The 13,682-nt window shown below is 64.1% G+C and carries 12 protein-coding genes and 1 pseudogene; 11 read left to right on the plus strand and 2 right to left on the minus strand.

What is annotated here, in order from left to right; translation table 11 throughout:
• Positions 1-11 precede the first annotated feature (11 nt).
• The 6 genes from RYZ18_RS13275 (at position 12) to RYZ18_RS13300 (ending at position 6,838) form a co-directional block, all read left to right on the plus strand.
• Positions 12-1,586 (plus strand): ABC transporter substrate-binding protein, encoded by a 1,575-nt coding sequence (locus tag RYZ18_RS13275; RefSeq protein WP_317657356.1) that lies wholly within the window; start codon positions 12-14, stop codon positions 1,584-1,586.
• A 19-nt stretch (positions 1,587-1,605) separates the two neighbouring features.
• The gene (locus RYZ18_RS13280; protein ID WP_317657357.1) at positions 1,606-2,580 is read left to right on the plus strand and encodes an ABC transporter permease; all 975 of its coding nucleotides are present in this window, start codon (positions 1,606-1,608) and stop codon (positions 2,578-2,580) included.
• A complete protein-coding gene (locus tag RYZ18_RS13285) occupies positions 2,580-3,485 on the plus strand; it encodes an ABC transporter permease (protein WP_317657358.1) in 906 nt (301 codons plus the stop codon). Before RYZ18_RS13280 ends, RYZ18_RS13285 begins: the two co-directional genes overlap by 1 nt.
• 53 nt (positions 3,486-3,538) lie before the next feature.
• On the plus strand, positions 3,539-5,188 hold the full coding sequence (locus RYZ18_RS13290; protein WP_317657359.1) for an ABC transporter ATP-binding protein: 1,650 nt from the start codon (positions 3,539-3,541) through the stop codon (positions 5,186-5,188).
• 99 nt (positions 5,189-5,287) lie between these two features.
• The gene (locus RYZ18_RS13295; RefSeq protein ID WP_317657360.1) at positions 5,288-6,304 is read left to right on the plus strand and encodes a DUF3179 domain-containing protein; all 1,017 of its coding nucleotides are present in this window, start codon (positions 5,288-5,290) and stop codon (positions 6,302-6,304) included.
• A 6-nt stretch (positions 6,305-6,310) separates the two neighbouring features.
• Positions 6,311-6,838, plus strand: a complete 528-nt coding sequence (locus RYZ18_RS13300; protein WP_317657361.1) for a hypothetical protein — start codon at positions 6,311-6,313, stop codon at positions 6,836-6,838.
• A gap of 20 nt (positions 6,839-6,858) precedes the next feature.
• Here the strand turns inward: RYZ18_RS13300 and RYZ18_RS13305 are convergent, their stop codons facing one another.
• Positions 6,859-7,425, minus strand: coding sequence for a carboxymuconolactone decarboxylase family protein (locus RYZ18_RS13305; protein ID WP_317657362.1), 567 nt, complete (start codon positions 7,423-7,425; stop codon positions 6,859-6,861).
• An 86-nt stretch (positions 7,426-7,511) separates the two neighbouring features.
• Between RYZ18_RS13305 and RYZ18_RS13310 the strand changes: the two genes are divergently transcribed.
• Positions 7,512-8,138: a TetR/AcrR family transcriptional regulator gene (locus RYZ18_RS13310; RefSeq protein WP_317657363.1), complete on the plus strand. Its 627-nt coding sequence runs from the start codon at positions 7,512-7,514 to the stop codon at positions 8,136-8,138.
• On the opposite strand, the gene RYZ18_RS13315 is transcribed toward RYZ18_RS13310, so the two are convergent.
• Positions 8,135-8,695, minus strand: coding sequence for a peroxidase-related enzyme (locus RYZ18_RS13315; RefSeq protein WP_317657364.1), 561 nt, complete (start codon positions 8,693-8,695; stop codon positions 8,135-8,137). The genes RYZ18_RS13310 and RYZ18_RS13315 overlap by 4 nt on opposite strands.
• 202 nt (positions 8,696-8,897) lie before the next feature.
• Here RYZ18_RS13315 and RYZ18_RS13320 point away from each other — a divergent pair, with 202 nt between their 5' ends.
• The 4 genes and pseudogenes from RYZ18_RS13320 to RYZ18_RS13335 all read left to right on the plus strand — a co-directional run.
• Positions 8,898-11,048: an FAD-dependent oxidoreductase gene (locus RYZ18_RS13320; RefSeq protein WP_317657365.1), complete on the plus strand. Its 2,151-nt coding sequence runs from the start codon at positions 8,898-8,900 to the stop codon at positions 11,046-11,048.
• The gene (locus tag RYZ18_RS13325; RefSeq protein WP_317657366.1) at positions 11,045-11,662 is read left to right on the plus strand and encodes a CDP-alcohol phosphatidyltransferase family protein; all 618 of its coding nucleotides are present in this window, start codon (positions 11,045-11,047) and stop codon (positions 11,660-11,662) included. The genes RYZ18_RS13320 and RYZ18_RS13325 overlap by 4 nt, the downstream gene beginning before the upstream one ends.
• Positions 11,663-11,729: 67 nt before the next feature.
• On the plus strand, positions 11,730-12,917 hold the full coding sequence (locus tag RYZ18_RS13330; protein WP_317657367.1) for an ABC transporter substrate-binding protein: 1,188 nt from the start codon (positions 11,730-11,732) through the stop codon (positions 12,915-12,917).
• A gap of 366 nt (positions 12,918-13,283) precedes the next feature.
• Positions 13,284-13,682, plus strand: a pseudogene (locus RYZ18_RS13335) (ABC transporter permease); the annotation flags it as partial.

Raw genomic sequence — 13,682 nt, forward strand, 5'->3', positions numbered from 1 at the left:
TGAGGCTCACAATGTTAAATCATGCCTTTTCGGCTTCCGTTTTCCTGCTTGCCGCAGCACTTTCATCGGCCTCCTCGGCTTCAGCCGAAACCTTCCGTTGGGCCGGCACCACGGATCCGCAGACGATGGATCCTCATGCGGTCAACGCCGCGCCGGTGCTGTCCTTCCTCAACAACGTCTACGAGGGTCTGGTCCGGCGCGGCCCGGACATGAGCGTCGAGCCGTCGCTTGCCACGTCTTGGGAGGCCCTGCCAGATGGGGCGGGGTGGCGATTCACGCTGCGCGAAGGCGTCACGTTCCATGACGGCGCTGCGTTCGATGCCGACGACGTGATCTTCTCGTACCAGCGCGCCGCGTCGGAGGCCTCCGATGTCCGGTCATGGTTCGCGCCCGTAACCGAAGTTGTTCGCGTCGACGACTACACGGTAGATTTCTTGACTTCCGCACCAAATCCGCTGTTCCCGGGATCGATCGCCAACTTCATGATCCTCGACTCCGGCTGGGCCACCGCCAACGGAGCAGACCTGCCGGCCCGCGATGCCGAGAACCATGCGACGCGCAACGCCAATGGCACCGGCCCCTTCGTGCTCGCATCGCGCGATCCGGGGATCGAGACGCGCCTCGTTCCGAACGAGGCCTGGTGGGACACGGCCGAACACAATGTGACAGAGGCGATCTGGACTCCGATCGGCAACCCGGCGACGGGCCTTGCGGCGCTGCTTTCAGGCGAGATCGACTTCATTTCGCCGATCCCGCTGCAGGATGTCGAGCAGGTCGAAACGCGCGATGGATTCAGGGTTCTGGCCGGACTTGAAACACGTGTGATCATGCTGGGCTTCGGCCATGACCACGAGGCGCTCAAATATTCCGATGAAACCACGGACGCCAATCCGTTCCTCGACCCGCGGGTGCGCCTCGCCGTGGCACAGGCGATCGACGTTGACACAATCAATCGCGTCATCATGCGCGGCGCGGCCGAACCGGCGAGCCAGCTGCTCCCCGAAGGCCTGTCCGGATGGTCCGCCGAACATGCCGAACGTCCGGCCTACGACCCAGAGGCTGCGCAGGCGCTTCTGGCGGACGCGGGATACGCGGACGGCTTCTCTTTCGGCTTGATGTGCACCAACGATCGTTACATCAGCGACGAGGCGGTTTGCCGGGCGGTCGCCTCGATGCTGGCCCGCGTCGGGATCACGGCGAACGTGAACGCCATGCCGGTGCGCGGCTATTGGGACGAGTTGCGCGCCGACAATTTCGACATGTACCTGCTGGGCTGGTCGCCGGGCACCTTCGACGCCGAACACCCGATCCGTTTCCTCGCCCACACCCCGACCGAGCGACTGGGCACCTGGAACTTCGGCGGCTATTCCAGCGCGCGCATCGACGAGCTGCTCGAGCCGATCCAGCAGGAGATCGACGAAGCCGCCCGTCAGGCCATGCTGGACGAGGTTGCGGGCATCCTTCAGGAAGACGTCGCCTATGTCCCGCTTTATACCGAGCCGCTGATCTGGGCGATGAAGGGCAGCATCGAGGTGGTGCAGCGCCCCGACAACTTCTTCATGCTCCGCTGGGTCACGATCAACTGAGACCGGAAGGGGGAAGGCGATGGTCGGCTACGTCCTGAAGCGGCTGGTTCAGTCCGTTTTCGTGATGCTGGCCGTCGCCTTTCTGGCCTTCTCGCTCTTCAAGTTCGTCGGCGACCCCATCAGCCAGATGACCGGGGTCGAGACATCGCTCGAGGACCAGGAGCGTCTGCGCGAGGAGCTGGGTCTCAACGACCCGTTCTTCGTGCAGTTCGCGCGGTTCACCGGGGACATGCTGCGGGGCGATTTCGGTTTTTCCTTCCGCACGCGAGAGCCCATTGGCGAGATGCTGCTGACCCGTCTGCCCGCCACTCTGGAACTGGGCACTGTTGCACTGCTGATCTCGCTCATCGTCGGCATCCCGGCAGGCATCTACACCGCGCTCCGCCCACGCGGGCTGGTCAGTCAGTCGATCCTGATCGGCACGCTGATCGGCGTGTCGATCCCGACCTTCGTGATCGGGATCCTGCTGATCTTTCTGTTCGGCGTGCAGCTCGGCTGGCTGCCGACCTACGGGCGCGGCGGCACGGTCGAGATCGGCTGGTGGCGCTCGTCACTCTTCACCGCGGATGGCTGGCGCGCGCTCGTGCTGCCTGCGCTCACGCTAGGACTGTTCCAGCTGACGCTCACCATGCGGCTGGTGCGCGCGCAAATGATGGAGGTGATGCGCACCGACCACATCCGCTTCGCCATCGCGCGCGGGGTGCCTTGGCGCAGCATCCGCTACCGTCACGCGCTCTCGAACACCATGATCCCGGTCATCACCATCATCGGCCTGCAGTTCGGAGGCGTGATTGCATTCTCCATCGTGACCGAAAGCGTGTTTCAGTGGCCTGGCATGGGCCTTCTGTTCCTGGAGTCGATCCGCTTCGTCGATATCCCCGTGATGAGCGTCTACCTCGTTGTGATCGCCTTCTTCTTCGTCCTCATCAATCTTCTGGTCGATCTGCTCTATGTCGTCATCGACCCGCGTCTGCGCGTCCGGGAGAGTGTCTGATGCTGGCACGGTTGATGAAATCCGAGGGGGTCTGGCTGTTCTCGCGCAGCCCGGCTGCGATCTGCGCCGCCATCGCGACCGTCCTGATCGTCGCGGGGGCGCTGTTCGCACCGTGGATCGCGCCAACGAACCCCTACGACCTTGCGTCCTTCTCATTGATAGACGGTCTGCTTCCCCCCTTATGGGAGGCAGACGGCGATCCGCGTTTCGTTCTCGGGACCGACGATCAGGGACGCGACATGCTCTCCTCGATCCTTTACGGCGCGCGGCTCTCGCTGTCGATCGCCGCGATGGCGATGGCGGTGGCGCTGGTGCTGGGCGTCGGGTTGGGGCTCGCGGCGGGATATTTCGGCGGGCGCTTCGACGCGGTCGTGATGCGGATCGCCGACGTGCAGCTTGCGCTGCCGGCGATCCTCACCGCGCTCCTGATCGACGGGATTTCGCGCGGGATCCTGCCCCGCGACCTTCATGACGACCTGCGCATCGCGGTCATCACTTTGGCCATCGCCCTGTCGCTCTGGGTCAACTTCGCGCGCACCGCCCGTGCGTCGGTCTTTGTCGAGCGCAACAAGGATTATGTTCAGGCGGCGATCATGATGGGCCAGCATCCCTTGCGGATCATGTTTCGCCACATCCTGCCCAACATCGTCGGGCCGCTCCTTGTGATCGCCACCGTCGATCTCGCCTCCGCGATTCTGCTCGAGGCGACACTCTCCTTCCTCGGTGTCGGGTTGCCCGCGGATTCACCCTCGCTTGGGACGCTCATCCGCATCGGAATGCAGTATCTTCTGTCCGGCGAATGGTGGATCCTCTGGATTCCGACCGTCTTCCTCGTCGTCCTTGTCGTCGCGATCAACCTGCTCGGGGACTTCCTGCGCGACCTCTTCAACCCGAGCCTGCGCTGATGCTGCGGGTCGAGGACCTTTCCGTGCGCTTCCGTCATCGCCATGGGGCGACCATGGCGGTCGAGGACGTCTCGCTCGATGTCGCGAAGGGCGAAATCCACGGGCTGGTCGGCGAGTCCGGCGCCGGAAAGTCGACCATCGGCGCGGCGATCATGGGGCTCCTTCCCGCCGCCGGGGAAATCGCAACCGGCACGCTGACACTCGGCGACACGGATTTGCGCAGCCTGACCCCGGCCGAGACGCATCGTCTGCGTGGCAAACGGATCTCCATGATCTTCCAGGACCCTCAGACCAGCCTCAACCCACTGATGACCATCGAGGCCCAACTGATCGAAACGATCCTGGCCCACGAGGACATCGGCATGGAGGAGGCCCGCGACAGGGCCGTTTCCCTGCTCGACGAGATCGGCATCGCCAATGCGGTGACGCGCATCCGCGCCTATCCGCACCAGTTCTCCGGCGGGATGCGGCAGCGGGTGGTGATCGCGCTGGCGCTGTGCACCAACCCGGAACTCATCATTGCGGACGAACCGACCACTGCGCTCGATGTCGCGGTGCAGGCGCAGGTGCTGGACCTGATTCGGCGCCTGGCCAAGACGCGCGGCGTCGGTTTCATCCTCATTACACACGATATCGGAGTGATCGCGCAGGTCGCAGACCGGGTCACGGTTCTGCGTGGCGGAAAGGTGATGGAGCAAGGTCCGACACGCCGGGTTCTGGGCAGCCCCGAGCACCCCTATACCAAGGCGCTGATGGCCGCCGTGCCGCCGCTCGACCGGCGACTCGACCGCTTTCGCCTCCCGCGCGTGGCCGGTGAACCGGAAACCGCCACAGAAGCTGCGTCTGCCCGCGAGGCGGAGGACTGGCTCATGGCAGGAAGCGTCGGCGGTCTTGGCCCGGCGCTGGATCTGTCCGGGATCACGGTGCGGTTCCGGGGTGAGCGGCGCGGGTTTTTCGGCCCGCGTGACGATTTCACGGCCCTCGACGACGTCTCGCTGTCGGTGCGTCCCGGTACGGTTATGGGACTTGTCGGCGAAAGCGGGTCGGGGAAATCGACGATCGCCAAGGTCATTGCCGCGCTGGTCCAGCCTTTTGCAGGCGAGATGAGGCTCGACGGAGATGTCCTTCCGCCGATGCGCGACCGCCGCCGGGATCACCCGTCGCGCCGCCTCGTGCAGATGGTGTTCCAGGACCCGTATTCCAGCCTCAATTCGCGTCACCGCGTGCTCGATATCCTGACCGAACCGCTCTGGCTCTACGGTCTGGAGCGCGACGGGTCAAAACGCGAGCGCATCGCACGCGCGATGCTTGCCCTGGTCGGGCTCGACTCCGCCGCGGCCGACCGTTACCCGCACCAGTTCTCGGGCGGCCAGCGTCAGCGCATCGCTGTGGCGCGCGCACTCCTGTCGCGCCCCGGACTTCTGCTCTGCGACGAACCGACAAGCGCCCTCGACGTGTCGATTCAGGCGCAGATCCTGAACCTGCTGAAGGACCTGCAGGCGCGGTTCGGACTGACGACGCTCTTCATCAGCCACAACCTCGCCGTCGTCCGCCAGATGTCGGACGATATCGCCGTCCTCAAGGATGGCCGGATGGTGGAAACCGGCCCGTCGGAGGCGTTCTTTACCGCACCGAAGGCTGCCTATTCCCGTGACCTGCTGGCACAGACCCCGACAGTAAGCTTCGACGCTTCCGCCGCCTGATCCGCAAGGGACTGATCACAAATTCCTGAGCGGTGTAACGATCGCCCACATTCAAAGGTCGTCTCACGCAAGAAACCGATGAACAGGGAGACATAGCGAATGACAGACCATCCTTCCTGCCGGGTCTTGCCGCTTGGCCTGTGCCGACAAATTCTGCGGGCCATCGCAATTGCGCCCGTTGCGCTAATCCTCGCCGTTTCCGTCGCTCTCGCCCAGTCTGACCGGTTCGAGCGCGCCTGGCCCAATACGGATTTCTCGCGGGTGGCCGTTGACCTTGGCGAGGTCATCTCGGGCGGGCCCCCGCGCGACGGCATTCCGGCGATCCTCGATCCCAGCTTCATTCGTGCGTCTGAAGAGACACGCCTCGATGATCGCGAACCGGTCATGACCTATGTGCCCGACAACGGCCCGGCCCGCGCCTATCCCATCCGATACCTGATGTGGCACGAGATCGTGAACGACGTCGTGGACGGCCGTCCCGTCGCCGTCACCTTCTGCCCGCTCTGCAACACGGGCATGGTGTTCGACGGCCGTCTCGACGGGCGCACGCTGACCTTCGGTGTGTCGGGCCTACTGCGCCACTCGGACATGATCATGTATGACCACCAGACCGAGAGCTGGTGGCAACAGGCGCTCGGAGAGGGCATTGCGGGCGAGATGACGGGACGAGAACTGACGCAGCTTCCGGCATGGATGGAAAGCTGGTCGGCGTTCCGCACCGCGCACCCCGACGGGCTTGTACTGGATGAGCCCAACTGGCGCCGCGCCTACGGCACGAACCCCTACCGCAACTACGACACGACACGACCCTTCCTCTATTCCGGCGAGGATCCGCCCCATGGCATCCCGCCGCTTGAACGGGTGGTCCGTGTCGGCGACCGGGCCTGGCCGCTGACGCGACTGCGCGAAGAGGGCCGCATCGCCGAGGCCGGCGTAACGCTCACCTGGGAAGAGGGGCAAGCCTCGGCGCTCGATACGGGCGATCTCGGTCGTGGCCGCGAGGTGGGAAATGTCCGCGTCCGCGACGTTCAAGGCCGAGACGTGGTTCATGACATTCCCTTTGCCTTCGCGTTTCACGCCTTCCATCCCGATGGCCGATGGATGCTAGGGAACTGACGCCGCGTGCCGGGATTCATTCGCTTTCTGACACCCGCCCTCACGGTCACACTGGCGCGCGCTGGCTTTGCCGCCGTTCTCCTGCCCTGGTTCGTGATCGGTGGTCTGACCAAAGTGGGAGGCCTCTCGCTGTCGGTCGGCCCTCCAGCAGGCGTGTGGCCGCTGAGCCTTGGCGCCTATTACGCTTTTCTGCCTGAGCTGATGGCGAACGGCGACGAGCCGAACCTCGGACAGCATGTCTTTGTCTGGTCGATGACCCTGTCCGAACTGATCCTGCCCGTCATGGTGGCGGCAGGGTTGTTCGGGCGGCTGTCGGCAGCTCTCCTGGTTGCACACATCTGGGCAGCGTCCGCCGTTGCAGGGCATTTGTTCACGACGGGCCGCTTGTTCGATTCCAGTCCGTTCGACCCAGGGCCCGATCAGATGGTTCTCTGGTCACTCGTCCTGCTTCCGGTTGCGATCCACGGGGCGGGGCCGCTTTCGATTGATGGGATCCTCTCTCGATGGCGGCGGCGGCGCATCCCGCCCTTTTGAATACGCGGGATGCGCGGATTTCACTCCACCTTGTAAGGGGCGAACACGTCATCGACCGGGGTTGCGGCGAGGTGATTGACGTAGTTCGAAAAGGTCTTGCAGGCGATGGCCAGCACGACACCCAGGACCTGCTTTTCGCCGTATCCGGCGGCCAGGAAGGCATCGACCGCCTCCTTGCCCGGATTGCCGCGCGACACGACCATTGCTTCGGTGAACTTGGCCACGGCGTCGAGCTTTGCGTCGGGCAGGTCGCCCCCATTCCGAAGCGCGGCAAGGCTGTCGGCGGGCACGCCGGATTTCTTGTCGGCGATCATCGAATGGGCCGCCGTGCAATAGGTACAGCCATTTACGCGGCTGATGGTGAGAAACACCGTTTCCTGCTCAGCCGGGGTAAACCCCGCCGTCTCGCGGAATGCCTCGTAGGTGCTGAGGTACCCGTCAAGCACGCCCGGCAGGTTCGCCATGTAGGTGTACATGTTGGGCAGAAATCCCAACCGGGCCTTCGCGCCGGACAGCAACTCTTTCGCTTCTCCGTCAGCCACGTCGAGGGTGGTCGGGGACATCTTCAGCAGGGGTTCACGGGTCATTTGTCTCTCCCATATTTACAGAATGACTGTTCTGTATATTGCGGTAGAGCCATCCACAAGCTATTATTGGAATGAACGGTTCAAATATGGGTGAGATCATGGAAGCCCACTCCGAAGCGCCGCGACCACGCGGCCGGCCTAGGGTCGTAAAGCGCGAGCAAGCCCTCGACGCGGCGATGCGCGTCTTCTGGGCGGAAGGCTACGACGCGGCCTCCGTGGATCGGCTCTGTCGCGAAACAGGTATGCCGCGCGCCAGCCTCTATCAGGACTTCGGAGGCAAGGAGGGGTTGTTCCTTGCCGCCATCGCCCATTACGTCGAGACCCGGATCGGGCCCGTCGCCGATGCTCTTGGTCCCAAGGGCACGCTTGAAACCGATCTGACCACATTCTTCGGCGAGGTGGTTGCGCTTGCGACGCGGGACGCGGCGACGCCCGGGTGTCTGATTTCCTGCGTCCTGGCCGAAGTCGCGGGAGCGAACGAGACCTTCCGCGAGGAACTCGACCGTCGCTTCGGTGCGCTCGAAGACAGAATTGCGCGGCGGCTCGACCACGGGACCGACGACAAGACGTCCGACGAGACGCGTGCCCTCGCCGGCATGCTGGCTGCGGTCGCCCGGGGCATCATGCTCAGGGCGCGGTCGGGGGCCAAAGCGCCGGACCTGCTTGCCATTGCTGGTGTTGCCGTCCGCAGCGGCGTCCAGGGTCTTGCCTAACCCTCGACCGCCCCCTTCGAGATCGTCTTCCACAGATGCGTGTAGCGATACTTTCGCCGCATCTCGTCGGTCATGTCCATGACGCGCACATGTCGCTTGATGCCCGCCCCTTCGAGAATTCGGTTCATGAAGTTGTAAAGCGCCGTCACCGAGATCACGTCGAACAGGCCTTCTTCACTGAACCCGGCGTCATAGACCGCCTGCGCATCGGCTTGCCCCGTCCCGGCTGGATCGACAGTCAGGCGACGGACGAAGGCCAGGACGGGCTTCATTCGTGCCGGCAATTCCGGATGGTCGAGGTCGACCCGGACGTCGCCGAACAGGTCGGCCGGGATCCCCCATGCCTTCGCGTTGTCGCGATGGGCTGAAAAACAGTAGTGACAGTCGTTCAGGGACGACACATAGGCCGCGATCAGTTCGCGTTCGCCCACGGTCAGCTCGCTGTCGTTCCGCAGGATCGCGTCGTGGTATTCCAGCAGCGGTAGGATCCCTCGTTCCGGGAATTTCCGAAAGAGCCCCAAGAGCTCGAGGTTCGGGATGGATGGAAAATGCGACATGTGTTCTCCTCATTTTGCACGTGCCATGTTTTGGAACGTCGGTTCGGGCTTGGCGAGGACCCGACGACGGCTCAGCCTGCATGCTCACAGACCTTTGATTACGTGAAACCATTTTTTTAGACAACTCGTTCTGTATTTCAGATAGTTCGTGGCATGAGCGCAGTCACCCCTCGGTGGCACCGACCATCCGGAGGGCCTTGCCTTGAAGAAAATCGTCATCCTGCTTGCATTCTTGGCCGCGACAATCTCGGCCTTTATGGTCCTGAGGCATCAGCAGATCGATCTCGATACGATACGCGCTTACGTTGCCGCCCTGGCAGAGTGGCGGGCCTCGAACGCGGTTCTTGTCGCCGTCGGCTTTTTCGGCGCCTACGTTCTTGTCACGGCCTTGTCGTTGCCGGTTGCGACCTGGATGACCCTCGCCGCCGGGGCCCTGTTCGGTTTCTGGCAGGGTGTGCTGATCGTCTCCTTCGCCTCGTCGCTCGGCGCGACGCTCGCCTTCCTGGCCGCGCGTTATCTTCTCAGGGACTGGGTACAACAGCGGCTCGGCACGAAATCGCAAACGCTCGACGAGGGTTTCGCAAGGGACGGTGCCTTCTATCTCTTCACACTTCGGCTGATCCCGATCGTTCCCTTCTTCGCGGTCAACCTGCTCATGGGCCTGACACCGATCAGAGCACCGACGTTCTATCTTGTCAGTCAGGCAGGGATGCTCGCCGGGACCGCCGTCTATGTGAATGCCGGTACACAGCTTGCCGGGATCGAAACCCTGTCCGGCATTGTTTCGCCCCCGCTTCTGTTCTCCTTCGCCCTGCTGGGCCTTTTCCCCTGGATTGCACGCATGGTTCTGAATGTCCTGAGGCGCCGCCAAGTCTATGCACGTTGGAAGAAACCCTCTCGGTTCGACCGCAACCTCATCGTCATCGGAGGGGGCGCAGCCGGCCTGGTCTCGGCCTATATCGCCGCTGCAACCAAAGCGAAGGTGACACTGGTCGAGGGCCACAAGATGGGGGGTGACTGCCTGAACTACGGCTGCGTCCCATCCAAGGCGCTGATCAAGAGCGCGAAGCTTGCCTACCAGATGCGCAAGGCCGATCACTACGGGCTGGAGCCGGTCAAACCGCAGATCCCTTTCGCCAAGGTCATGGGACGCGTCCATCAGGTGATTGCGGACATTGAACCGCATGACAGCGTCGAGCGCTACACGGATCTCGGGGTCGAGGTCTTGCAAGGCTACGCGCGGCTGATCGACCCTTGGACAGTCGAGGTCAAACTGAACGACGGCGGTGTGCAGCGCCTGACCACCCGGGCGATCATCATCGCCACGGGCGCCGCGCCCTTCGTGCCACCGCTGCCGGGCATCGACGAGGTGGGCTACCTGACCTCGGACACGCTCTGGGACCGACTCAAGGACCGCGACACCGCGCCGAAGCGGCTGGTAGTGCTTGGCGGCGGGCCGATAGGTTCGGAACTGGCGCAAAGCTTCGCCCGGCTCAGCTCCTCAGTCACGCAGATCGAGATGGCACCCCGAATCATGATCCGCGAGGACGAGGACGTGTCCGCCCTGGTGAAGACTTCGCTCGAGGCGGATGGCGTCAAGGTCCTGACCGGGCACAAGGCGCTGTCCTGCGGCGTCACCGACGGCGAGAAGTGGATCGAGGTGGAACACGAAGGCGAAAAGCACCGGATTGGCTTTGACGAAATGATCGCCGCCGTGGGCCGCGCGCCACGGCTCAAGGGCTTTGGGCTGGAGGAGTTGGGCATCAAGACCGGTCGCGTGGTCGAGACCAACGAATATCTCGAAACGCTTTATCCCAACATTCTTGCGGCGGGGGATGTAGCGGGTCCCTATCAATTCACCCATACAGCCGGGCATCAGGCCTGGTTCGCCGCCGTCAACGCGCTCTTCGGCGACTTCAAACGGTTCAAGGCTGATTACCGTGTGATCCCCTGGGCGACCTTCACTGATCCGGAAGTTGCCCGCGTCGGCCTCTCGGAAGCCGAGGCGAAGGAAAAGAACGTGCCGCATGAGGTCACGCGCTACGGCATCGACGATCTGGATCGGGCAATCGCCGATGGATCCGCGCATGGCTTCGTCAAGGTACTGACAGTGCCCGGCAAGGACCGGATTCTTGGGGTCACCATCGTCGGGGAACACGCGGGCGACCTGATCGCGGAGTTCGTCCTGGCGATGAAACATGGCCTTGGGTTGAACAAGATACTCGGGACCATCCACATCTACCCGACATTGGCGGAGGCGAACAAATATGCGGCCGGCGAATGGCGGCGCGCCCATGTCAGCCCACGCGCGCTGTCGTTGCTCGCGCGTTTCCATGCATGGCGGCGCGGATGATCGACGCCCGTAACCTGCCCTTGCAGCGCATGTTGCTGCTGACGCCGGCACAGCGCCTGATGGCGCTTGGTGTCAAAGCAGATCATGTGACGCTGGCGGGTTTTCTGATCGGTGTCCTGTGCATTCCCGCTCTCGCGGTCGGCCATTTCGGGCTTGCGCTGGTGTTGATCGGACTCAACCGCGTGATGGACGGGCTCGATGGTGCGGTAGCCAGGCTCGCCGGCCCGACGGATCGCGGCGCGTTTCTCGACATTGCGCTCGATTTCGTCTTCTACGCTCTCGTGCCCGTCGGATTCGCGCTGTCCGACCCACAGCAGAACGCCCTCCCGGCAGCGATCCTGATCGCGGCTTTCGTGGGCACCGGATCTTCTTTTCTGGCGTTTGCCGCCGTGGCCTCGAGGCGCGGCCTGTCCACTGACGCCTACCCATCGAAAGGCATCTACTACCTGGGCGGATTGACAGAGGGTGCGGAAACGATCGCCCTGTTCGCGGCGATGTGCCTGATGCCTCACTTTTTCCCAATCCTGGCCTACGGGTTTTCGGCGGCCTGCGCGGTGACGACGGCCACGCGCTGGTACCAGGGATGGGTCATGCTGGGGCGTGAGAAATATTAACAAGACCCTGTAACAACAGGGTCCGCCAAGTGTCCATTTACAGAACCATGCTCCACGAGGAAACTTGATGCGATTTCGACTGATTTTGTCTGCCCTTGCAGCCTTTCTATCCACGCCCGCCCTTGCCGACTGGCAGGACACGCTCGACGCAGCCCGTGGCCAGACCGTCTACTGGAACGCTTGGGGCGGTGACGATCGGACCAACGCCTTCGTCGCATGGGTCGGGGAACAGACCGAAGACCTCTATGGCGTCAGTGTCGAGCATGTGCGCCTCAGCGATACGGCAGAGGCCGTGACGCGGGTGATCTCGGAGCGGGCGGCGGGCCGGGATACGGATGGTTCCGTCGATCTTATCTGGATCAACGGCCCGAACTTCCTTGCGATGAAGGAGCAGGGCCTGCTGTTCGGCCCCTTCGTTGCCGATCTGCCGAACGCACAATACCTCGACCTCACGCCCGGGGCCGCGGCGTCGCTGGACTTCACGGTGCCGGTCGAGGGCATGGAAAGCCCGTGGCGGCTTGCGCGTTTTGTGTTCAACTACGACAGCGCGCGGGTCGATGCGCCGCCGCGCAGCATGGCAGAATTCGTGGACTGGGCCGCGGCGAACCCGGGCCGGATGACCCATCCCGATCCGTCGAACTTCATGGGTGCGACCTTTCTCAAGCAGGCGCTGATCGAACTGGCGCCCGACCCTGCGGCGCTGCTGGCCCCGGTGACCGAAGAAGCCTTCGCTGCGCAGACCGCACCGCTCTGGGAGTGGTACGACGCGCTGCGCCCGAACCTCTGGCGCGGAGGCGAGACGTTCCCCGAGAACCAGAGCATACAGCAGCAGCTTCTGAACGATGGCGAGGTGGACATCTCCATGTCCTTCGACCCGGCATCGACGGCCGCGGCCATCGCGCAGGGTCTGCTGCCCGAGACGGCGCGTGTCTTCGTTCCCGAAGGCGGGACCATCGGCAACGTGAGCTTCGTCGCGATCCCCTACAACGCGGCCAACGCCGAGGGCGCCCAGGTTGTCGCGAACTTCCTGCTCGACCCGGCGGTGCAGGCGCGGATGCAGAACATCGAGGTGCTTGGCTCGTTTTCGGTGCTGGACCCCGCCAGGCTTGACGACCCGGCGCGTGCGGCTTTCGATGCGCTGCCAACCGCGCCGGCCCTGCCGACCCTCGAAGCGCTCGGCCCGACGCTGCCGGAGCCGCACGCCAGCTGGATGACCCGCCTGACCGAGGAATGGGCGCGGCGCTACACCCGGTGAGCACAGCCCGCGCAGACGGAAACACTCTGAGGGCCGCCGTGCTTGTCACGGTGGTCCTTGGTCTTGTGCTGCCGATCGGAGCGGGCATGTGGCAAACGGCCCGGGCCGGGGCCGGTCTTATGCCCGCCATCGGGGCAAGCGACCTTTCGCTCGCCCCCCTTCGCGACCTGCTCGCGCTGCCGGGGTTCACAACGGCACTGCGCCTGACGCTTGTGACAGGTNGACCTTTCGCTCGCCCCCCTTCGCGACCTGCTCGCGCTGCCGGGGTTCACAACGGCACTGCGCCTGACGCTTGTGACAGGTTTGGGCGCCACGGCGCTTTCGGTCCTTCTGGCGGTGGGAGTCTGCGCGGCGGTGCATGGCCGGATGACGCCGCGGGCCGGCGGGCGCATGCTCACCCCTTTCCTTGCCGCACCGCATGCAGCGCTGGCGATCGGGCTGGCTTTTCTGCTGGCGCCGTCGGGATGGATCGCGCGGGCGCTCGCCCCTCTGGCAGGCTGGGACCGACCACCCTTGCTGGCTACGGTCAACGACCCGGGCGGCGTTGCGTTGATCGTCGGGCTGATGGTCAAGGAGGTGCCGTTCCTCCTGCTTGTGATCCTGTCGGCCCTCAGCCAGATTCCGGTGCGCCAGCACCTCGCGGCGGGCCGGTCGCTTGGCTACGGGCGCGGGATCGTCTGGATCAAGGTGATCATGCCGCAGGTCTGGCCGCTCATCCGCCTGCCGGTGATGGTGGTGCTGGCCTATTCGCTGTCGGTGGTGGAC

The organism is Roseovarius sp. 10, from assembly GCF_033100315.1.
Taxonomy (GTDB): Bacteria; Pseudomonadota; Alphaproteobacteria; order Rhodobacterales; family Rhodobacteraceae; genus M30B80.